This window comes from Chitiniphilus shinanonensis DSM 23277, assembly GCF_000374805.1.
Taxonomy (GTDB): domain Bacteria; phylum Pseudomonadota; class Gammaproteobacteria; order Burkholderiales; family Chitinibacteraceae; genus Chitiniphilus; species Chitiniphilus shinanonensis.
Window position 1 is genome coordinate 394,109 of record NZ_KB895334.1, and the last position, 19,716, is coordinate 413,824.

16 protein-coding genes are annotated in these 19,716 nt (G+C 53.3%); all 16 read right to left on the reverse strand.

Going from position 1 to position 19,716, the window contains the following annotated elements:
- Positions 1-20: 20 nt before the first annotated feature.
- The 16 genes from C556_RS22010 to C556_RS0101870 all read right to left on the reverse strand — a co-directional run bounded on the left by C556_RS22010 (position 21) and on the right by C556_RS0101870 (position 19,661).
- Positions 21-1,052 carry a GDP-mannose 4,6-dehydratase gene (locus tag C556_RS22010; RefSeq protein WP_083930242.1) on the reverse strand — a complete coding sequence of 344 codons (1,032 nt, stop codon included), beginning with the start codon at positions 1,050-1,052 and terminating at the stop codon, positions 21-23.
- 26 nt (positions 1,053-1,078) lie between these two features.
- The gene (locus C556_RS22015; protein ID WP_083930244.1) at positions 1,079-1,921 is read right to left on the reverse strand and encodes an NAD-dependent epimerase/dehydratase family protein; all 843 of its coding nucleotides are present in this window, start codon (positions 1,919-1,921) and stop codon (positions 1,079-1,081) included.
- 318 nt (positions 1,922-2,239) lie between these two features.
- Positions 2,240-5,869 (reverse strand): glycosyltransferase, encoded by a 3,630-nt coding sequence (locus C556_RS22020; protein WP_083930246.1) that lies wholly within the window; start codon positions 5,867-5,869, stop codon positions 2,240-2,242.
- Positions 5,862-7,235: an ABC transporter ATP-binding protein gene (locus C556_RS21320; RefSeq protein ID WP_051083189.1), complete on the reverse strand. Its 1,374-nt coding sequence runs from the start codon at positions 7,233-7,235 to the stop codon at positions 5,862-5,864. Before C556_RS21320 ends, C556_RS22020 begins: the two co-directional genes overlap by 8 nt.
- Positions 7,225-8,043, reverse strand: coding sequence for an ABC transporter permease (locus tag C556_RS21325; RefSeq protein ID WP_051083190.1), 819 nt, complete (start codon positions 8,041-8,043; stop codon positions 7,225-7,227). Before C556_RS21325 ends, C556_RS21320 begins: the two co-directional genes overlap by 11 nt.
- Complete coding sequence (rfbC, locus tag C556_RS0101835) at positions 8,043-8,591, reverse strand: dTDP-4-dehydrorhamnose 3,5-epimerase (protein WP_026262724.1); 549 nt, start codon at positions 8,589-8,591, stop codon at positions 8,043-8,045. The genes C556_RS21325 and rfbC overlap by 1 nt, the downstream gene beginning before the upstream one ends.
- A 40-nt stretch (positions 8,592-8,631) precedes the next feature.
- Entirely contained in the window at positions 8,632-9,516 is an 885-nt protein-coding gene (gene rfbA / locus C556_RS21330) for a glucose-1-phosphate thymidylyltransferase RfbA (protein ID WP_051083191.1), read from the reverse strand.
- Positions 9,513-10,430 (reverse strand): dTDP-4-dehydrorhamnose reductase, encoded by a 918-nt coding sequence (gene rfbD / locus C556_RS21335; protein ID WP_211214649.1) that lies wholly within the window; start codon positions 10,428-10,430, stop codon positions 9,513-9,515. Before rfbD ends, rfbA begins: the two co-directional genes overlap by 4 nt.
- Positions 10,430-11,488 (reverse strand): dTDP-glucose 4,6-dehydratase, encoded by a 1,059-nt coding sequence (gene rfbB / locus C556_RS21340; RefSeq protein WP_051083192.1) that lies wholly within the window; start codon positions 11,486-11,488, stop codon positions 10,430-10,432. Before rfbB ends, rfbD begins: the two co-directional genes overlap by 1 nt.
- Positions 11,489-12,613: a glycosyltransferase family 4 protein gene (locus C556_RS0101840; protein WP_018746520.1), complete on the reverse strand. Its 1,125-nt coding sequence runs from the start codon at positions 12,611-12,613 to the stop codon at positions 11,489-11,491.
- Between the two features lie 75 nt (positions 12,614-12,688).
- Positions 12,689-13,462: a glycosyltransferase gene (locus C556_RS18915; protein WP_083930249.1), complete on the reverse strand. Its 774-nt coding sequence runs from the start codon at positions 13,460-13,462 to the stop codon at positions 12,689-12,691.
- Positions 13,463-13,578: 116 nt separating this feature from the next.
- Entirely contained in the window at positions 13,579-15,030 is a 1,452-nt protein-coding gene (rng, locus tag C556_RS0101850; RefSeq protein WP_018746523.1) for a ribonuclease G, read from the reverse strand.
- A 49-nt stretch (positions 15,031-15,079) separates the two neighbouring features.
- Entirely contained in the window at positions 15,080-16,096 is a 1,017-nt protein-coding gene (gene holA / locus C556_RS0101855) for a DNA polymerase III subunit delta (protein ID WP_018746524.1), read from the reverse strand.
- Positions 16,086-16,649 carry an LPS-assembly lipoprotein LptE gene (locus tag C556_RS0101860; RefSeq protein ID WP_018746525.1) on the reverse strand — a complete coding sequence of 188 codons (564 nt, stop codon included), beginning with the start codon at positions 16,647-16,649 and terminating at the stop codon, positions 16,086-16,088. The genes holA and C556_RS0101860 overlap by 11 nt, the downstream gene beginning before the upstream one ends.
- 10 nt (positions 16,650-16,659) lie before the next feature.
- Positions 16,660-19,278 carry a leucine--tRNA ligase gene (leuS, locus tag C556_RS0101865; RefSeq protein WP_018746526.1) on the reverse strand — a complete coding sequence of 873 codons (2,619 nt, stop codon included), beginning with the start codon at positions 19,276-19,278 and terminating at the stop codon, positions 16,660-16,662.
- Positions 19,279-19,397: 119 nt separating this feature from the next.
- Positions 19,398-19,661, reverse strand: coding sequence for a hypothetical protein (locus C556_RS0101870; protein WP_018746527.1), 264 nt, complete (start codon positions 19,659-19,661; stop codon positions 19,398-19,400).
- Between the last annotated feature and the right edge of the window lie 55 nt (positions 19,662-19,716).

Genomic DNA, 19,716 nt, shown 5'->3' on the forward strand with positions numbered 1-19,716 from the left:
CCTAAAGGGCCTTTACTAGTTCAGCGATTCAGTGGAATTTTTCCTTTGGAAATCTCGTCACGCCAATGATCTAGAAGATCTTTGAACATCTTGCGTGCGGGAATTTCCGGCTTCCATTGGATGGCTTGCTTGATTTTCGCATTGTCGAACATTTGATAGTCCGCATCAATTGGTCGCATCCGATCCTGATCAGTAACTACTTGAATGCCGCTGACAGTGCTCATTTCCAACATGATGTTGATAACATCCGGTAGCTGAAATACTTCCTCTCCAGCAATATTAAAATATTCGCCGCAAGGAATCTTCCCTTTTTCGCTTTCGAGGAGCAGCAGGAAATAAGCTCGCACAGCATCGCGCGCATCTTGGAATGTACGAGTGCTGGAAAGATTGCCCACACGGATGAAGGGCTCTTGGAGACCAGCTTCAATCAAAGCTATTTGTTTCGCTACTGTACTTTCAAAAAAAACATCACTCCGCCGTGGTCCGGAATGAGTCCCCATGCGCGTAACAAAAGTTCGGATGCCATAAGCCTCACCATAGAAACGTCCTAAATAATCGGTCCCGATTTTGCTGATGCTGTACGGGCTTGCGCCATGAAATGCTGTCTCTTCGGACAATGGTGTACCGGGCTTGGCTCGCCCATATACTTCGCTGGAAGAGCAGATATGAACGACGGGATTATAGTCATTCAATTCCTTCAATTGGCGGATCGCCTCAAGCAGATTCGCGGTGCCAATGATGTTTGTTTGGAGCGTTTCTATTGGAATGTTGAATGATGTTTTGGGGTAAGATTGCGCGGCAAGATGGGAGATAAAATTAGGGCGGATTTCAGTTAACATCCTCGCCATGGCCGAGAAATCATTTAAATCCGCGTAGTAAATAGAAATCCGATCTTTACGGTTTATTCTGTCGGAAAGATGATAAAGGTTGTCCATGGGCTCTTGCCACCGCATCATACCCACAACATCCAAATCCGTATTTTCAAGAATGTAGTCAGCCAACTGGGAACCAACCTGTCCGGTAACCCCAGTGATAAGTACCTTTTTATTCATGGCTACCGCCTGCTCCTAACGTTGATTCAAAATTCCAGCTTTGCTGCTTTTGCAAGAGTACTACTGGCACGTCCTAGCAGCCTTGGCAGAATGCTCGATGCCATGGAGATGTACTTCGGCCTGTTCTTGAAGAAATCAGCAGAAGGCTCCTGTACTATATATTTGAGATGAGGAAGTGCCGTGCTACGTAGAATATCTGCAAACTCTATACGGGAAATGACCTCTGGCCCACCAAAATTAATTATGCGCTCTGGGAAAGAGTCCCAGTTCTCACCTAAAGAAATTGCGCCTTCAACAATGTCATCGCGATGCACTACGGCCCTCATAAAAGGATGAAATAGCTCCGCTGGTTCGCTACGATCCGAACAGGTTACGAGATATTTTGTAAATTTGTCATCTCGAGAAAAAACATATGAAAGCCTGATGGTCTTGAATGAAGATTCTTCTTTAAATCGCTGCTCGACTTCTCTTTTCATGAGCGCATACTCACCCACGGGATTGCATTTCGAGCTTTCGTTACACATGGAGCTCTGCTCGCCGTACACCGTATCGCTGGAAAAGAAAATCACGCGCCCTCCGCGTTCAATGCAGCGGGAAATAAAGGCCGAGCTTCCAATAACATTGGTTTTCCAAGCTAATTCATGATGATCGCGGCAGAAGTCTGGGGAGGAATTTGCTGCCAGCATCAAAATAACGTCGCCGCGGGAAATCAACGAATAGTTAAAAATCTCTGGCGTCTCCAAATTGAGAGCATGTTCTTCCTCTCGTGGAGTTCGAGATACGGCAACAAACCCCATTTTTTTTTGTTTAAGACGAGAAAGCATTTGTGTTGCCACGTAACCGTGGCTACCAATTACGAAAAACTTCATTTCATTCTCAGCCTATTTCCAACAAAGACATAAGCAGACTCAGGTCAGAATCTTAGTCAGTTGAACTCCGCTTTTTACTGGAATCCGAGGTAAGCAAAGCCGGTTCGCCTAACACGCGCGTAACGCAAGCACGCGCATGCCAATTTCCACCTCTCCATATATGCTCGCTTGTGCCCCCTCATGTTCATCAAAATATCCTGCTAAAACAATTGGACATTTTCCACTCACACGGCTTTCTTTGCCCTAAAGGGCTTGGATCGTCATGAGTCCGGCTCGCTGTTTGGAGGCAGCGAGCCGTAGGTTGGCTGACTGCTTGGGTCAGTCTGTGATATGAAGTGAATTCTCCCCATCGAGAGCATTCATGAGTTGAGTTTGGTGATTTTCCATTGCAGCGGCCATGACGCTTAGTAAGCGACTTCTTCCCATTTCTAGAGAGTATTCACGATCCATAAAATCCAGTCCATTTCTGGAAAGCGCTTCCCATAGCGGGCGATCATTATAGGCACGAACCAACTCGGAGGCAAATTGCTCTGGTCCCTCAGCCTCTAGGACATTTATTTCGTGCTCTAGCCCCATCCCCTCTACGCCGATCTTCGTAGCTACGCATGGCACACCATAGGAGAGGGATGTTGCGATTTTGCCTTTTACCCCAGATCCGTACCGCAGTGGAGCAACCATGACCCGGACGTGATCAAAGTAATCTTCCAGGTTTTCAACAAACCCGACGAGCCTCACATTAGCATCATTTGCAAGTGCACTATACCCAGGTTCTCCTTTCAATGCTCCGCGCAACTCTTCCCCAATAACGATGAGATTTATATCTGGAAGCTTTGCTTTGATAAGAGGAAATATTTCTTGATGAAAATATAAGACGCCATCCACATTGGGCAGGTGGGCGCTACCGATAAACACGATATCCTTGCGATCTTCATATGGCCGCTTGCTCCCATATATTTCTCGAATGAGAGGGATATGATGGATGCGGGTTTGACCGTACTCGCTTTCTAGCAATACCTTTTCCTCGGCGCTGATGACGATTGTTGCATTGGCTTTTTCCATGAACCCAAGTTCAGCCTTTTTTGTATGTTCTGCCTGTTTCCGTAGCATTGCAGAACCTTCAATTTCAGCTTGTCGGCCTTCCCTCAAGAAGTGGATATCGACGGTATTAAATACGTACGCTGCATTTGTGCAGAATTTCTCAATTAATTTTTGAAATGCTGCTGCTTGGTAAACTCGCGCCATCAATACAAAGGAAAAGCTAGCACCGTGCTGTTCGAGATATTTGTCAATCCCAATGTGTGGGCGATAAAGGCATTCTACTCCCAGGCGCTGAATCATAGGCGTATACTTTTCAACAAAATCAGGAGTATGTTCGCCGTAGAAAACTACATCATAGCCTGCCTCAACCAAGAATTTCATAAAGTAATATGCATCCACACTGCCAGCCCCACGATCCGGAACTGGAACTAACGCATCTATGTATAAGACTCTCTGGCGAGGGTATCGTCGGTTTTCGTGATAGTTGGCAACATCCGGATAAAGCAAGCTCGGAAATATAGATTGCCACTTGGAAAAAAAGGTATTTCGATTTTTGCTGGTTAGATCTCCGTATGCCTTCTCGCCATAGGATACATTTTCAAAATGAGTTACCTTGGATAAAGGCTGAACAAATGTTTTCTTTTCAATGGCTCTCAGCTTGAACGCCAGATCTGGATCTTCATAGTATGCAGGGGCGTAGACCTCATCGAAGCCCCCGACGATGTCAAATTCCTCTTTTCTCACCAATATGCTGGCGCCTGAGCAAAAATCTACTTCCCTGAAATAGCTAAATTCTGGAGCGAGGGGAGATTGTAGCCGGCCCAGAGGAAGAGATGAGCCATCCTGACAGATGAGGCAACCACTTTCTTGAAGCAGACCATTTGCATAGATCAACTGCGAGCCGACTAGCCCAATGTCCGGGCGACTTTCCAGAACCGCAACTAGTTCATCCAGCCAGCCGGGATGAACGAGTGTGTCATTGTTCAAGAAAAGTAGATATTTCCCTTGGGCTGCTTTGGCCCCACGATTCGCGGTGCGCAGGAATCCCAAGTTGGTATCATTACTTATCACGGTAAGGCCACCAATAGTTTTCAGCATCTCCAAGGTATCATCCTTTGAGCAGTCATTGACGACCACTATTTCAAAGGACAAATTGGGCCTGTTTTCGTAAATAGAAAGCAAGCAATTGTAGGTAAAATCTGATTTCCCATATACAGGGATAACGATGCTGACAGTTGGATTTTCGGATAGCGGGAAGTCAAATGGCGCTTTCTTCCCCGCACCTTTGAGAAGAGGAGGAAGTAGTAGCAATTGTGATTGGTTGGCACCATTTTCCCCATTTGTGCCGGCCCAATTGTGATAGATCGACTCTCGCCCGAGTAACCACGAAAAATGGCGGAACGCAAAATTTTTCATTTTGCATTTCAAATAAACATCGCCGGGAATTCTATGAAAGCCAGCACGTGCAAACCGCCAAATCAAGGGGCGGATGCTGGAGCGCCTTAACTTGTTTAGACCGATTATCTCGGATACTTTTCTGACCGGCGCCATCAATCGCCATGAACGAGAGTCATATAAGGCGGCCAGCTCTGCACGTAGTTGTCGTAGCTCCCAATCTTTGTCGTTAATAATGCTGGCGATTTTTTCTTCCAGTTCTGCTTGCTTATCTTCATACCCTCTAGCTTTCTCTGCGGCTGCCGCTTCCACCAGGGCGCAGGCTTGCTTGCTTGCAGTCAATAATGCTTGGCTCTTTTTTACTTCTTCGGAAACTCGGTGGAGTTCCTCTTGGAGGTTATGTGTAGTGGTTTCCAGTGTGGCGCGCGCTTGCTGGCTTGCAGCTAAAAGCTCTTGGTTTCTATTAACTTCTTCGGAAACTTGGCGGAGCTCTTCCTGAAGACTGTGTGCCTTGGCTGTGGCAGTGTCTAACTCTTTCGTGGCACGATCAAGCTCTAGGCCAAGCAAATTTTCTTTTTCTTCCATGTTGGAAAGTCGCGCTTCCATATTTTTGTAATCCTCTAATGACAATGCTGGTTCTGAATTGCTGTCGACCATATTTCTTTGAAAATGCGACGATGCAATTGAACTGGCAATTACTACTTTAAGTAATTCTTCCGACGATTCGAGATGGGCAAGTTCATATATTTCCTTGCGAGGTACTTCGAGCCTCTCTATTTCCTGGAAGTTGCTTTCGTCGAGAGCAATGACCATGGAGTTTGCCATCTCCGTATCGGGGGCATTTCGGGAGCAACTCAATCCTACGTAAATAACGCCATTTGAATAGCAAATTCCGCGGGGATACCCATCAAACGTACGCTCGCGCAGAAACTTGCCGTCCGAGTTATATTCAACTATGCGTTTTTTCTCTGAGTCTGCTAATAGAAGGTTATTTTCAATAATGGTTAAGCTGTGAGGTTGCGACAATCCTTCAACCAGCCGCTCACCGGTTTCCAGGTCCTGGACGAAGCCACTGTTTAGGGTCGCTCCCTTATATTCTCGATGGGTAAAGAACTCCCCAAACGCAGAAAAAACTAATCTCCCTTTCCATATGCCGAGACAGTTTATATGCCAAGAATCGCGTTCTCCCGGGAATTTCCAGTTTCGAAGAAGCTCTCCTTTTTTGTTGAGCTCGAGAATTTGGTTGGCGCCAGTCGAAACAACATAAATATTGTCGTTTGCGTTCAAAACGTCATGTATGTCATCGAACGCTTCTGATTTGGAAAAGAATTGAACACTGTCCTTTTGGGATATACTCAAAAAATCTGGTTGATAACCTCGTACCAAAGTACCGTTAGAAATCCCAAACCCAGTTGTATCTAGTCCATCTAGCTGGACTAGCTCTCCTGCCTGTGCCAGATATAGGCCGCCGCCGTTGGGTGAAGAAATTAGCAAATTGTTAAATAGGCTAGTCATTGTTTTTTATCGCAAACTTGAAATCGCAAGCAACTGTTTCTGTTTCGATATTGTTGGGGATGGATAATATTCTGAACGCGACAATATCTGCGCGTCGATGCAAAACAATTTCTTCCCCATCCTTTATTCCAAAAACACCGGCATTCATAAAGTATATACCTGGATTGAAGTTTGCTTCGAACGTGAACTCGACATTTAAAACGGTACCGGCATTTACGAATGAAATTGCGTGGGAGAGAGTGGGCGCTGACAGTGCACCGGCCAGCGTGAACCCTGTCGTTGTCTTAATCGCCATCCCAAAACGTACATTTTCCGCGCTATTATGAAAGGTGACATCATATTGATATCGATATCGTCTTCCCCGAATCAGGCCATTTACTTTTCTACCATCTCTCGTCAGAATTTCTGGAGTTCCAATGATTGGCCCATGCGAATCAAAATCCAGCGAACTCATGGGTTTTAGATCTGGCTCGAATGTTTCTGTTACTACTTCGCTTTCGCTTGAAGAAGTTTCTAGCTGATAAGCTTGCTGCTGGAGACTGCTTACACTAGATGTCTGACTTGCTTGCAGAAATTGCGCCCGTATTTCAGCCCTTTTGACTTTTGGGGCATATAACATTTTTTGATATAAACCGACTACCTGCTTTGGACTCCCGGTAATTAGCTGTTCCCCCTCATCCAACAATATTGCTCGGTTGCAGAGTTCAATTATTTGAGCCCCAGAATGGGAAACAAACAAGATGGTTGCGCCCTCGGCCCGGAGCGCTTCTATCTTGGAAAAGCACTTCCTTTGAAAGAGTTCGTCTCCAACAGCAAGCGCTTCATCAACAATTAGGATCTCAGGTGTTGCATTTATCGCAACGCTGAAAGCCAGTCTTACCATCATGCCGCTGGAGTATGTCTTTACTGGCCTATCAATAAATTCTCCAATTTCGGAAAATGCCAGTATTTCCTCGAACTTTGCATCCACTTCATATTTGGTTAGTCCGAGCACTGCCCCATTCATATAGACGTTTTCACGACCAGTGAATTCGGGGTTAAACCCGGAGCCTAATTCGAGGAGTGCTGCAATTCTACCTTGTGTTTGTATTGAACCAGCGCTTGGGTTTAGAGTTCCGCATATCATCTGTAGAAGAGTTGATTTTCCACTTCCATTTCGGCCTATGATCCCCACGGTTTCGCCGTGCTGGACGGTGAACGAAACGTTTTTAAGTGCCCAGAATTCCTTTGAGTACTGCTTTGCCTCTAATCCCAAAAAGGTGCGAAGCCGAGGAAGTAAAAATTGCTTTAGCCTGTCTCTGGGTTGAGCATATATCTGGTAGCATTTGCTCAACGTCTCAACTTTAATAGCGACGTCACATGACATCAGCAAACCCCTTCCGCGTCTTTTGAAACCAAATAAAGCCTATCCAAGCAACAACACCGCTGATGGCCGATGAAATTAGCCATGCTTGTAGATCGGGCATTTTTCCCCAATAGAGCACATCTCTGGTCATTTCAATAATTGGGGTGAGTGGATTTATATATATCAAGTGACGGAATTTTTCTGGGATTGCAGATACCGGATAAAAAATTGGGGAGAGAAACATGACGACAGTTGTGATAACTCCGATAAATTGTCCGACATCCCGCAAGAAAACCCCTAAAGAGGCCAAAGCCCAACTTAGCCCAATAACCATTAAAATGAGAGGGGCCAGTACGAAAAGAAGATATACGGAAGTCAGGTGGGGAATTCCAAAGAAAATTGAGTATCCAAATAACCATACCAAAATGCTAATAGCGGTATGAAACAACGCTGCCCCAATGGAAATCCAGGGCAGAATTTCAAGTGGATAGACTACTTTCTTTACATAGTTGGGATTGCTTAAGATTAAGCTGGGGGCACGATTTATACATTCGGAAAAAAAATTAAATATAATCTGCCCTGCAAACAATACTAACGCAAATTCTGTTTTTGAGTCGTTTTGTGAATTCCATCTGGATTTAAAAATCACGCTAAATACAAATGTATAAACTATCAACATGAATAGAGGGTTAAAGAAAGACCACAATATCCCCATGAGGGAGCCGCGATATCTCCCCAAAACTTCGCGCCGGATAGAGGCTTTCAATAGGGCCCGATTTCGCCAGGCGCTTGCGACGAGCTCTCTGGGATGGTAGGAGTGGCTTTGCATTAGTCGAATACCTCCGCGTCTTGCAGAAGGCTGGCCGACGAGTCTTTTTTAGACAACAGGGGGGGGGCAGAAATCGGCCACGAGATATTGATATGCGGGTCATCCCATCGGATGGCACGCTCAAGTTCTGGCCTATAAAACTGAGTTGTTTTGTAGAGAAATTCTGCAAATTCGCTAAGAACGACGAAGCCATGAGCAAATCCTTGTGGAATCCACAGCTGCTTTTTATTCGAAGCTGAAAGTAAAACGCCTACGTATTGGGCATATGTAGGAGATGATTTTCGGATATCAACCGCCACGTCAAAAACCTCGCCGAATGTGCATCTGACCAGTTTGCCTTGTGGAGCTGGAGATATCTGGTAATGCAGACCCCGCAACACACTCTTGCTGGAGCGTGAGTGGTTGTCTTGGACGAAGGTCACTTGGTGCCCAATTGCTTGGTTGAATTGGTCCTGATTAAAACTCTCAAAGAAAAAACCGCGCTCATCACCAAAGACGCGCGGTTCGATGATCTTAACATCGGGGATCGCTGTGTCAATTACATTCATTTAACATCAAAGCGGGGTGTGAACCGCCCTCCAATTAATTCTATCGAGACACTTCTTTCAAAATTCCGAGTAAATAACAACCATACCCGGTCTTTTTCAACGGCTGGGCCAAAGCTTCTAGCTGTTTGGCGTCGATCCAATTTTGGCGATAAGCTACTTCTTCGGGGCTAGCAACCTTCAATCCCTGACGTTGCTCGATGGTCTGAATGAAAAGGCTAGCTTCCAGCATGGATTCATGCGTGCCTGTATCCAGCCACGCATAGCCTCGGCCCATCGTTTTTACGTCAAGAGTTCCACGGTTTAAATATTCGCCGTTTATGTCGGTTATTTCCAATTCCCCGCGTGGAGACGGCCTGATGCCTTTTGCAATCTTTACGACGTCGTTGTCATAGAAATAAAGCCCAGTTACTGCGTAATTGGATTTGGGATGAAGGGGCTTTTCTTCAATTGATTGTGCTTTGCCATTTTTGTCGAATTCTACTACTCCATAGCGATCAGGGTCATGCACGTGATATGCAAAAACGCTGGCACCGCTGGGCTTGCTGGCTGCTTCCTTTAGTAGCTCAGCCAAATCATTTCCATAAAAAATATTGTCGCCAAGTATTAATGAAACGTTATCTTTGCCGATAAAATCTTCACCAATAATGAATGCCTGCGCAAGCCCATCCGGACTGGGTTGGACTGCGTATTTTAAGTCAATTCCCCATTGATTTCCGTTCCCAAGCAGCTGCTCGAAGCGTGGGGTATCTTGAGGAGTGGAGATGATCAATATCTCGCGGATGCCAGACAGCATCAGCGTGGTAAGTGGATAATAGATCATTGGCTTATCGTAGATCGGAAGCAACTGCTTGCTTACCGCGATAGTTGCTGGATAAAGCCTGGTCCCTGAGCCCCCGGCTAGGATTATACCTTTTCTTTTCTTCACTCTTGCACTCCTGCGCGCAGCAAAGTCAATACCTGTGCAACACCTTGCTGCCATGTTGGCAACGCTATGTTGAACGTAGTTTGTAGTTTGTTCGTATCGAGCCGTGAGTTCAATGGGCGGGGGGCTTGTGCTGGGAAGGCGCTGGCCGGGATGGGCCTGATTTTATCGGATGTAGCTTTGAGTGACCAACCCATCTGGCTTGCTAACTGATTGATGGTTTTCGCATATTCATACCAGGTGGTTTCGCCTGTGGCCACGGCGTGATATGTGCCAAAGGCAAAGGCTGAACGGTCATCGCTTTGCCAATATTGAGCAACCAACTGTGCTGTTATATCAGCCAGTAGCTCCGCATTCGTGGGACATCCTATTTGATCGGCGACCACGGATAAAACTTCACGTTCTTTCATCAACCGAAGCATGGTCTTCAGGAAATTACTGCCGTGCGCTCCGTACACCCAGCTTGTACGTAAGATCAAGTGTTGGCAGCCGCTCGCACGTATAGCGTTCTCCCCTGCTAATTTTGTCTTGCCATATATCGACTGTGGATTGGGAGGGCTTTCTTCGCTATACCAACCATCCTTCTTTCCATCAAACACGTAATCGGTCGAATAGTGAATAAGTAGCGCTTTGTTAACTGTTGCCCAATGCGCCATTGTTGTCGGCGCGTGAACATTGATTTGCGTTGCCAGCTCAATTTCACTTTCGGCCCTGTCTACTGCTGTATGCGCTGCCGGATTGATGATGACATCGGGCCCGACATACTTGAGAAGTTGCGCGATCGCCGCTTGATCGGTAAGGTCGCAGTCGTCGCGGTCCACTGCCACCACTCGTCCGACGACCGACAGACTACGTTGCAATTCAAAGCCAACCTGGCCGTGCTTGCCTGTCAGCAAGATCGTCGGAAGCCGCATCATTATGCCCCATATTGTTGTTGGACCCAGTCGCGGTAGGCTCCAGAGGTGACATTCTGAATCCAGGCGGAATTTTCCAGATACCAATTTACTGTCTTGCTAATACCGGTTTCGAACGTTTCTTTTGGTCTCCATCCTAAATCGCGCTCGAGCTTGTGCGCATTGATTGCATAACGGCGATCATGGCCCGGTCGATCGGTAATAAAGACTATCTGCTCGCAATATGATTTGCCATCAACGCGAGGCTTGATTTCATCAAGCAATGCACAAATAGAGCGCACCACATCAAGATTGGTTTTTTCGTTCCAGCCGCCTACGTTATAGGTTTCACCAACGACACCCTCTTCCAGTACGCAACGTATCGCATCGCAATGGTCGTTTACAAATAGCCAGTCCCTGATTTGCTTACCATCTCCATAGATAGGTAGTTTTTTTCCGGCGATCGCATTGAGAATGACCAATGGTATTAGCTTCTCCGGAAATTGATAAGGCCCATAATTGTTGGAGCAATTGGTTGTTAGGACGGGCAGGCCATAGGTGTGGTGCCAAGCGCGAACGAGATGATCGCTTGCAGCCTTGGAAGCGGAATATGGGCTATTTGGCTCATAGGCGTTCGTTTCTGTGAAGGGAGGGGTGGCTGCCTCGAGTGTACCGTACACCTCATCGGTAGAGATATGCAGAAGGCGGAATTGCTCTTTTTCATTGGCGGGTAATTCATTCCAGTAAAACCGTACGGCTTCAAGCAAATTGAATGTGCCAACTACATTGGTTTGGATGAACTCGCCAGGGCCTTGTATAGAGCGATCGACGTGTGATTCGGCTGCAAAGTTGATCAACGCCCTTGGTTGGTACTCGGTCAGCAAGCGGCCCAAGAGTGCGCGATCACCAATATCGCCTTGCACAAATCTGTAGCGCAAATCTCCCTCGAGGGCCTTTAGTGTATCGAGGTTTCCTGCGTACGTGAGTTTGTCTAGATTGATGATGGATTCGTTGCTATGGCTAAGCCAATCAAGGATAAAATTTCCACCAATAAATCCGGCGCCGCCGGTTACTAGAATCATTTAGTGCACATCCTTCTCATCAATATTATGCTTTCTATAAATCAACCACTTCGGGGTTCTGAACTTAGTAATGCTGCGATATAGCCAAAGGTAACCCAGCACAAACAAAACCGCCGTTGTTTGCAATGCAAGCTGATTATTCCACCAGATGCTTGCGGGAATGACTGATAGTGAGGAGATCAGCCATAGATAAGGGGAGGTCATGGAGTTACGCATCTTGCGATCAACACTTTTACCGCTTCCGACTGCCCAACGCATCATCCGCTTATATACGAGCTGGTGCAGGTGAGCGGCATCAGGCAAGCCGGGAGAGGCTTGTCGGTGAAGGCGGCGATTGATGGTAAAAATTGTTTCGACGATAGGGTAGAGCAACAGAACAACAGCATACCAGGCGGAAACATTTGGGTTGCGCATGACTAATCCTACCGAGAGGCTGGCAATTCCGAAACCGATGACGTACGCACCACCATCTCCAAGGAAAATCAATCCGCGCGGCCAATTCCAAAACATGAAGCCCGCGCATGCGCCCAGCAGTGTCACGGCCAAAGTGGTGATCTGGCGATCGCCGACCTTCAGGCCAATGTAGGCAAGCGAGGCAAGGATGATCATTCCAACCGCACTTGCGAGCCCGTTATAACCATCAATCAGGTTCATGGCATTGATCACACCCACGATGGCAATCAGTGTCAGCGCTATCGAAATTGGTTCCAGTGCCAGCCAGTTGGACACCCAAGGGAAGTCCACGCGCACGACGCGCCAGTCCAGTAGATAGATCAGCAGCAGCACGCCGGCGGCCATGGCGGCCAAGCGTGTCTTGACAAGGCCGACTTTCAGAATGTCTTCCAGCAAGCCTCCTAGGAAGACCGGAAGACACGAGAAAAAAACGAGTGCCGAAACTCTGGCCAGTGCTTCACCTTCCAGCAGCAGCACAAATGGCTGAACCGCGAGAAAGGCTGCGACAAGTGCCAGCCCACCCACACGAGGAACGGGGCTGTCATGGAATTTCTGCGTCTCGGAGAACTTGTTGTCACCAGTGAAATGACTGTGTTTGTGTGCGAAACGCACCAACAACAGGCATATGGCAAAGCTGACTACGAGTGCGACGAACAGGTAGAGCAATGACACGTGCGACGCTCAAGTAACGGTTAACTGCGCATTCTGTCACAATCTCGCAGGTCGAGTTGTAAGAGTGAATGCCGCTCAGCTTCTATGAGGTTGGCATAAAAAATAGCGCAATGCCGATCTGATGTGCCACCAGAGCGGACGGCCCCAGGAATAGGAAGAACGGCGATGTCCATGCAGTATGGCTGCACGCGGTTCAATGGCCACTTCATAGCCCTTCATTTGTAGGCGCCGGCATAGGTCGTAGTCTTCCAGGTACAGGAAATAGCGCTCATCGAAGCCGCTCACCGCATATAAAGCAGCGGTCTTCAAGAGCATGAAGCAACCGGAGATGATCGGTACGACCATAGGCTGATCGAATGCCAGGTTGCGTAGCTCATACTGATCGATTTGCGTTGCCAGCCAGTGCCGAGGCAGAAAGCGGCGACCAAACAGGATCAATGGGGTGGGCGTGTTCTTGGCGAGATACTGCCTGCTGCCATCAGGGCTGAACACGTCCGGCATCACTGCGCAGACCCGGTCGTTGGTGTCCAGATAGTCGATCAATTTCGGCAATGGGTTTTCTTCCCAGCCGATGTCCGGATTGCACAGCAAATGCAAGTCTGCTTCTGGATAGTCGCCCAGCAGGGCGATCAAGCGATTGTGCCCGCTTCCGAAGCCAAGGTTGCGCCCTTCTGTGCGATATACCCAGCCGCGGCGTACCACTTCGGCTCGCAGTGCAGCACTGACACCATTGTCGAACACCAATACCTGCACTACTTCAGGTGTGTGTTGCAGTTGATCGAACAGTGCACTCAACTCGCAGATAGGAGTCTTGTAAACCACTACGCCGACGGTGACGCGTCGATTCATGTCTGCGCTCCCATCATGAAGAGACCGCGCGCGGAAGATGCATCAGGGGCGTTTGGCCCGCCTTGACCATGGGCAATTTCCGCTGCCGGGGGCTTGGGTTTTCCGACTGTGCTTTTCTAAACCAGCACCACATCAAACTGCTCCTGCGTATACGCCGTTTCCACCTGCAAATAGATCGGTTTGCCGATGAAATCCGCCAGCATCGCCAGGCTGGCGGATTCTTCGTCCAGGAACATGTCGATCACGCTTTGCGCGGCCAGGATGCGATATTCGCGGGCGTTGAACTGGCGAGCCTCGCGCACGATCTCGCGCAGGATGTCGTAGCAGATCGTTTCCGCGGTCTTGATCTCGCCGCGCCCCTGGCAGGTGGGGCAGGTCTGGCATAGCACGTGGGCCAGGCTTTCGCGGGTGCGTTTGCGGGTGATCTCGATCAGGCCCAGGCTGGTGAAGTGGCTGACGGTGACTTTGGTGCGGTCGCGCGACAGTGCCTTCTTCAGTTCGTCCAGCACCGCGGTCTTGTGTTCCTCGTTATCCATGTCGATGAAGTCGACGATGATGATTCCGCCCAGGTTGCGCAGGCGCAGTTGGCGGGCGATCACCTGGGTGGCTTCGAGGTTGGTCTTGAAGATGGTGTCGTCGAAGTTGCGGGTGCCGACGAAGCCGCCAGTGTTGACGTCGATGGTGGTCATCGCCTCGGTCTGGTCGATGATCAGGTAGCCGCCAAACTTCAGGTTCACGCGCCGCGCCAGGGCGCGTTCGATCTCGGCTTCGACGCCGTACAGTTCGAACAGCGGCCGGTCGCCGCCGTAGTGCTGGATGCGGGGCAGCACGTCGGAGACGAACGAGGCGGCGAATTCGCCCATCTTCTGGAAGTTCTCGCGCGAGTCGACCAGCACTTCGTCGGTATCGGCGTTCACCATGTCGCGCAGCACGCGCAGTTGCAGCGACAGATCCTGGAACAGCAGCGATTTGGCGGGCTGCGTCTGCGACTTTTGCAGGATGTCGGCCCAGATCCGGTCCAGGTAGTCGATGTCGGCCCGCAGTTCGTCGTCGGTGGCGTGATCGGCGGAGGTGCGGATGATGTAGCCGTGATGGTCGCTGGGCAGCAGCTTTTCCAGGCGGTTGCGCAGGTGCTCGCGGTCCTCGCCGTTCTCGATGCGCTGGGAGATGCCGATGTGGTGTTCCTGCGGCAGGAACACCAGGAAGCGACCGGCGATGCTGATCTGGGTGGACAGCCGCGCGCCCTTGGTGCCGATCGGGTCCTTGATCACCTGCACCACCACCGGCTGACCTTCGTGCACCAGGCGCTCGATACGCTGCGGGTCGTTCGGATGCTGGCGCTGCTCGATCACGTCGGCGATGTGCAGGAAGGCGGCGCGCTCCAGCCCGATCTCGATGAAGGCGCTCTGCATGCCGGGCAGGACGCGCTTGACCACGCCGAGGTAGATGTTACCGACCAGGCCACGCTGGCTGGCGCGTTCGATATGGATGTCCTGGACGACGCCCTCTTCGATGGTGGCAACCCGGGTTTCCTGCGGGGTGATGTTGACCAGGATCTGTTCTTTCATCGTGTGGTGCTGCCGGTGGGGTGGTCGGGTGCGGGAGCGCGGGTGGAGGTCAGGCGGTGGCGGCCAGTGGCCGGCCCATCAGCGACAGGCCCAGGCGCAGCAGTTCGTCCCACACTTCGCCCTGGCCGATCCCTTTGTTCAGTTGGTCGATGCGTGCGGCCTGCTTCTGCGCGGCGCGCAGGATGGCGCCGTTGACGCGCATCAGCGCCGGTTCGATGAGGCGCTGCTTTTCGCCCCAGACCCGGTTTTCCTTCAGCAGCTGCGCCAGCGGCACACCACGGGCGCGGCCCTGGCCGATGCGCAGCAGCGCGCGGATTTCCTCGGCGAGTGCCCACAACACCAGGTGCGGCGCCTCGCCTTCGGCGCGCAGCCCTTCGAGCATGCGGGCGAAGCGGGTGGTGTCGCCGGCCAGCAGTGTGGCGCCGAGCTGGAACACATCGAAGCGCGCCACGTTGGCGACGGCGGCGGTGACCTGCTCCAGGCCCAGTTCGCCGGGCGGGTGCAGCAGGCCCAGCTTCAGCACCTCCTGGTGGGCGGCGAACAGGTTGCCTTCCACCCGGTCGGCCAGGAAGGCCAGCGCGTCGGCGGTCATCTGCTGGCCCTGGGCGGCGAGGCGCCCGCTGATCCAGGCCGGCAAGGCGGCGCGATCCACCGGGCGGGCTTCGATCACTTCGCCGGCCTGGCTCAGCGCCTGGAACCACTTGCCGTTCTGCGCGGTGCGATCCAGCTTGGGCAGTTGCACCAGGGTCAGCGTATCCGGCGGCAGGTTGGTGCAGTAGGCCTCGATGGCCTTGGCGCCTTCCACGCCGGGCTTGCCGGTGGGGATGCGTAATTCCACCAGCTTCTGGCTGGCGAACAGCGAGAACGAGTTGCCGATCATGCCCAGCTGCGACCAGGAAAAGCCGGCTTCGACCGTGAGCACTTCGCGTTCGGTGTAGCCGGCCGCGCGCGCGGTGTCGCGGACCACCTGCGCCGCTTCCAGGGCGAGGAAGGGCTCGTCGCCATGGATGGTGTACAGCGGACCGAGGCCACGCGCGAGCTGGCGCGGCAGATCCTCAGTACGCATCCAGGCGCGGTCCCATCGATGCCGGTGCCTTGGCCGGCGCGTCTTCGGTCACGGCCGTGTTCTTCTTCGCCTGGGCGCTGACCCGCCGCAGGATCTGCCGCGCGGCATCCTGGCGCAGGTCGTTGATCAGCATCTGCGCTTCCGCTTCCTTGCCCAGTTCGTTGTTCTCGTCGTAGGTGTAGTCGCGGAACAGCCGCATCGAGCTGCTGGGGATCAGTGCCGCGTTGCCGGGTTTGTTCACGCGGTAGCTGACGGTGTAGTAGATGCGGTATTCGCTGACCTTGCCGTTGCCGTTCAGGCTGAGGATCTTGCGCTCGCTGCTTTCCGAGTCGACCGCGATCAACGCGGCGTCGCTGCTGGCGGCCGGCAGCAGATGCACCGTGGAGATCTGTTGCAGCTCGTTGCGCAGCTGCGCCGCGACCGGCCCGTCGCCGGCGACGAACACCGACGGGTAGGGGAACAACCCGACCCCGGGGCCCATGCCGCGCAGGTGGAAGCCGCAGGCGGCCAGCAACAGGCACAACGCCAGCGTGGTGAAGAAGCGCAAGCTCATGGCAGCCTCGTTAAGCGACGATGTTGACCAGCCGGCCGGGCACCACGATCACCTTCTTCGGCGCGCCCTCGACGAACTTCCGCACGTTCTCGTCGGCCAGGGCGGCGGCTTCGATGGCTTCGCGGCTGGCATCCTTGGCCACCTTGATCTGCGCGCGCAGCTTGCCGTTCACCTGCACCACCAGTTCGATCTCGTCCTGGACCAGCGCCGCGGCGTCGGCCTTGGGCCAGGGCTGGTCGAGCAATTCGGTGCCCGGGCGCAGGGCGGACCACAGCGCCTCGGCGGCGTGCGGCACGATGGGCGACAACAGCAGCACGGCGGCTTCCAGCACTTCCTGCGCCACGACGCGGCCGGCCTCGGAGGCGGTGTCGGTCTTGCCGTAGGTGTTCAGCAGCTCCATCACCGCGGCGATGGCGGTGTTGAACTGCTTGCGGCGGCCGTAGTCGTCGCTGATCTTGGCGATGGCGCTGTGCAGCGCGAAGCGCAGCGCCTTCAGCGCGGCGGACAGCTCGCCGCCGGCATACGGGGCGACCACGCCGGCCGCCACGTGCTCGTGCACGGTGCGCCACAGCTTGTTCAGGAAGCGGAAAGCGCCTTGCACGCCGGCATCCGACCATTCCAGCCCCTGCTCGGGCGGTGCGGCGAACATCATGAACAGGCGCGCGGTGTCGGCGCCGTATTGTTCGATCAGCGATTGCGGATCGACGCCGTTGTTCTTCGACTTGGACATCTTCTCGGTGCCGCCGACCACCACCGGCTGCCCGTCGGCCTTGAGCACGGCGCCGACGGTGCGGCCCTTGTCGTCGCGCTGGACTTCGACGTCGGCCGGGTTGATCCAGTCCTTCTTGCCGGCGGGCAGGTCGCGGTAGAAGGTCTCGGCCACTACCATGCCCTGCGTCAGCAGGTTCTTGAACGGCTCGTCGCCGGACAGCAGGCCCTCGTCGCGCATCAGCTTGTGGAAGAAGCGGGCGTACAGCAGGTGCAGGATGGCGTGCTCGATGCCGCCGATGTACTGGTCGACGCCGCCGTGGCCCAGCCAGTAGTCGGCGGCCTGTTTGTCCACCATGCCACCGTCGAACTGCGGCGAGGCGTAGCGGGCGTAGTACCAGCTCGATTCGACGAAGGTATCCATGGTGTCGGTTTCGCGCTTGGCCGGCGCGCCGCACTTGGGGCAACTGGTTTCGTAGAACTCGGGCATCCGGGCCAGCGGGTTGCCGCGGCCGTCGGGCACCACGTTTTCCGGCAGTTTCACCGGCAGCTGGTCGGCCGGCACCGGCACGTCGCCACAGCTGGCGCAATGCACGATGGGCACCGGGCAGCCCCAGTAGCGCTGGCGCGAGATGCCCCAGTCGCGCAGGCGGTATTGGGTGCGCTTGGTGCCGTGGGCCTTGGCGTCGAGGTCGGCGACGATGGCATCGAACGCGGCCTCGAAGCCCAGGCCGTCGTACTTGCCGGAGTTCACGGTGGTCAGGCCATCCTTGGCACCGTACCAGTCCTGCCAAGTGGTGGCGTCGAACGACTCGTCGGCGCTGCTGCGGTAGACCTGCGTGATCGGCAGGCCGTACTTGTTGGCGAATTCGAAATCGCGCTCGTCGTGCGCCGGCACCGCCATCACGGCGCCTTCGCCGTAGCCCCACAACACGTAGTTGGCGACCCAGACCGGCAGTTTGTCGCCGGTGAGCGGGTGGATGACGAACTCGCCGGTCGCCATGCCTTTCTTTTCCATGGTGGCCACGTCGGCCTCGGCCACCGAGCCGGCCTTGCATTCGGCGATGAAGGCGGCCAGTGCCGGATTGTCGGCGGCGGCGCGGGTGGCCAGCGGGTGCTCGGCGGCCACGGCCACGTAGGTGGCGCCCATCAGCGTGTCGGGGCGAGTGGTATACACCTTGAGCTGGCCAGCTTCGCCGGTCGAGGCGACGTCGTAGTCGAACACGATCTCGGCACCGAAGCTCTTGCCGATCCAGTTGCGCTGCATGGTGCGCACCTGGTCGGGCCAGCCGTCGAGCTGGTCCAGGTCGGCCAGCAGTTCGTCGGCGTACTGGGTGATGCCGAAGTAGTACATCGGGATCTCGCGCTTTTCCACCAGCGCGCCGGAGCGCCAGCCGCGCCCGTCGATCACCTGTTCGTTGGCCAGCACGGTCTGGTCCACCGGATCCCAGTTCACGATGCCGGATTTCTTGTAGATCACGCCCTTTTCGAACAGCCGGGTGAACAGCCATTGTTCCCAGCGGTAGTAGTCGGGCTTGCAGGTGGTGACTTCGCGTTGCCAGTCGATGGCCAGGCCCAGGCTCTTCAGCTGGGTCTTCATGTAGTCGATGTTGGCGTAGGTCCACTCGGCGGGCGCGCGGCCGCTCTTGAGCGCGGCGTTCTCGGCGGGCATGCCGAAGGCGTCCCAGCCCATCGGTTGCAGCACGTTGTAGCCGTTCATGCGCATGAAGCGCGACAGCACGTCGCCGATGGTGTAGTTGCGCACATGCCCCATGTGCAGCTTGCCGCTGGGGTAGGGGAACATCGACAGGCAGTAGTACTTCGGCTTGCCGGCGTCCTCGACGGCCCGGAATGCCTGGGTCCGTTCCCACTTGGTCTGAGCAGCGACTTCGATGTCGCGCGGTTGGTATTGATCGTGCATGGAAGAACCCGGAAACCGTTCGCAAAACACAGGATTATATGTCAAGGAACGGACAGCGTGCCGTGCGAAGCCGGCGCCGGGCCGAACGCCTCGTGCCCGCGCGTGGAGGCCGATACGGCCTACAGGTCCGGCAGACGGTGGATTTCGTCGTAGAGCAGGCCGACCAGGAAGCCGGGCGAGGTCGATTCCGGCACTTCGCGCAGGTCGATGGATAGCGTGTAGGTCGCCGGGTTGTAGAACAGATGCGCCGACATTTCGCTGCTGGAGATATGAAAGCCGGTGGCGGTCGGCGCCACGTCGAAGCCGGATTGATCCAGACGCTGTTGCAGTCCGCGCAGCTTGCGGCCGGATACGCCGAGGATCTGGAAGGTGGGCAGCCCCATGGGCGTCATGCTCCGGGCGTCGCAGAGATTGAACAGAATGTGGTCATGTTAAGGA

Bases quoted from the DNA above. Each gene is read 5' to 3' on its own strand.
- C556_RS22010 (WP_083930242.1), bottom strand. From the start codon at position 1,052: ATGAATAAAAAGGTACTTATCACTGGGGTTACCGGACAGGTTGGTTCC.
- C556_RS22015 (WP_083930244.1), bottom strand. From the start codon at position 1,921: ATGAAGTTTTTCGTAATTGGTAGCCACGGTTACGTGGCAACACAAATG.
- C556_RS22020 (WP_083930246.1), bottom strand. From the start codon at position 5,869: ATGACTAGCCTATTTAACAATTTGCTAATTTCTTCACCCAACGGCGGC.
- C556_RS21320 (WP_051083189.1), bottom strand. From the start codon at position 7,235: ATGTCATGTGACGTCGCTATTAAAGTTGAGACGTTGAGCAAATGCTAC.
- C556_RS21325 (WP_051083190.1), bottom strand. From the start codon at position 8,043: ATGCAAAGCCACTCCTACCATCCCAGAGAGCTCGTCGCAAGCGCCTGG.
- rfbC (WP_026262724.1), bottom strand. From the start codon at position 8,591: ATGAATGTAATTGACACAGCGATCCCCGATGTTAAGATCATCGAACCG.
- rfbD (WP_211214649.1), bottom strand. From the start codon at position 10,430: ATGATGCGGCTTCCGACGATCTTGCTGACAGGCAAGCACGGCCAGGTT.
- rfbB (WP_051083192.1), bottom strand. From the start codon at position 11,488: ATGATTCTAGTAACCGGCGGCGCCGGATTTATTGGTGGAAATTTTATC.
- C556_RS18915 (WP_083930249.1), bottom strand. From the start codon at position 13,462: ATGAATCGACGCGTCACCGTCGGCGTAGTGGTTTACAAGACTCCTATC.
- rng (WP_018746523.1), bottom strand. From the start codon at position 15,030: ATGAAAGAACAGATCCTGGTCAACATCACCCCGCAGGAAACCCGGGTT.
- holA (WP_018746524.1), bottom strand. From the start codon at position 16,096: ATGCGTACTGAGGATCTGCCGCGCCAGCTCGCGCGTGGCCTCGGTCCG.
- C556_RS0101860 (WP_018746525.1), bottom strand. From the start codon at position 16,649: ATGAGCTTGCGCTTCTTCACCACGCTGGCGTTGTGCCTGTTGCTGGCC.
- leuS (WP_018746526.1), bottom strand. From the start codon at position 19,278: ATGCACGATCAATACCAACCGCGCGACATCGAAGTCGCTGCTCAGACC.
- C556_RS0101870 (WP_018746527.1), bottom strand. From the start codon at position 19,661: ATGGGGCTGCCCACCTTCCAGATCCTCGGCGTATCCGGCCGCAAGCTG.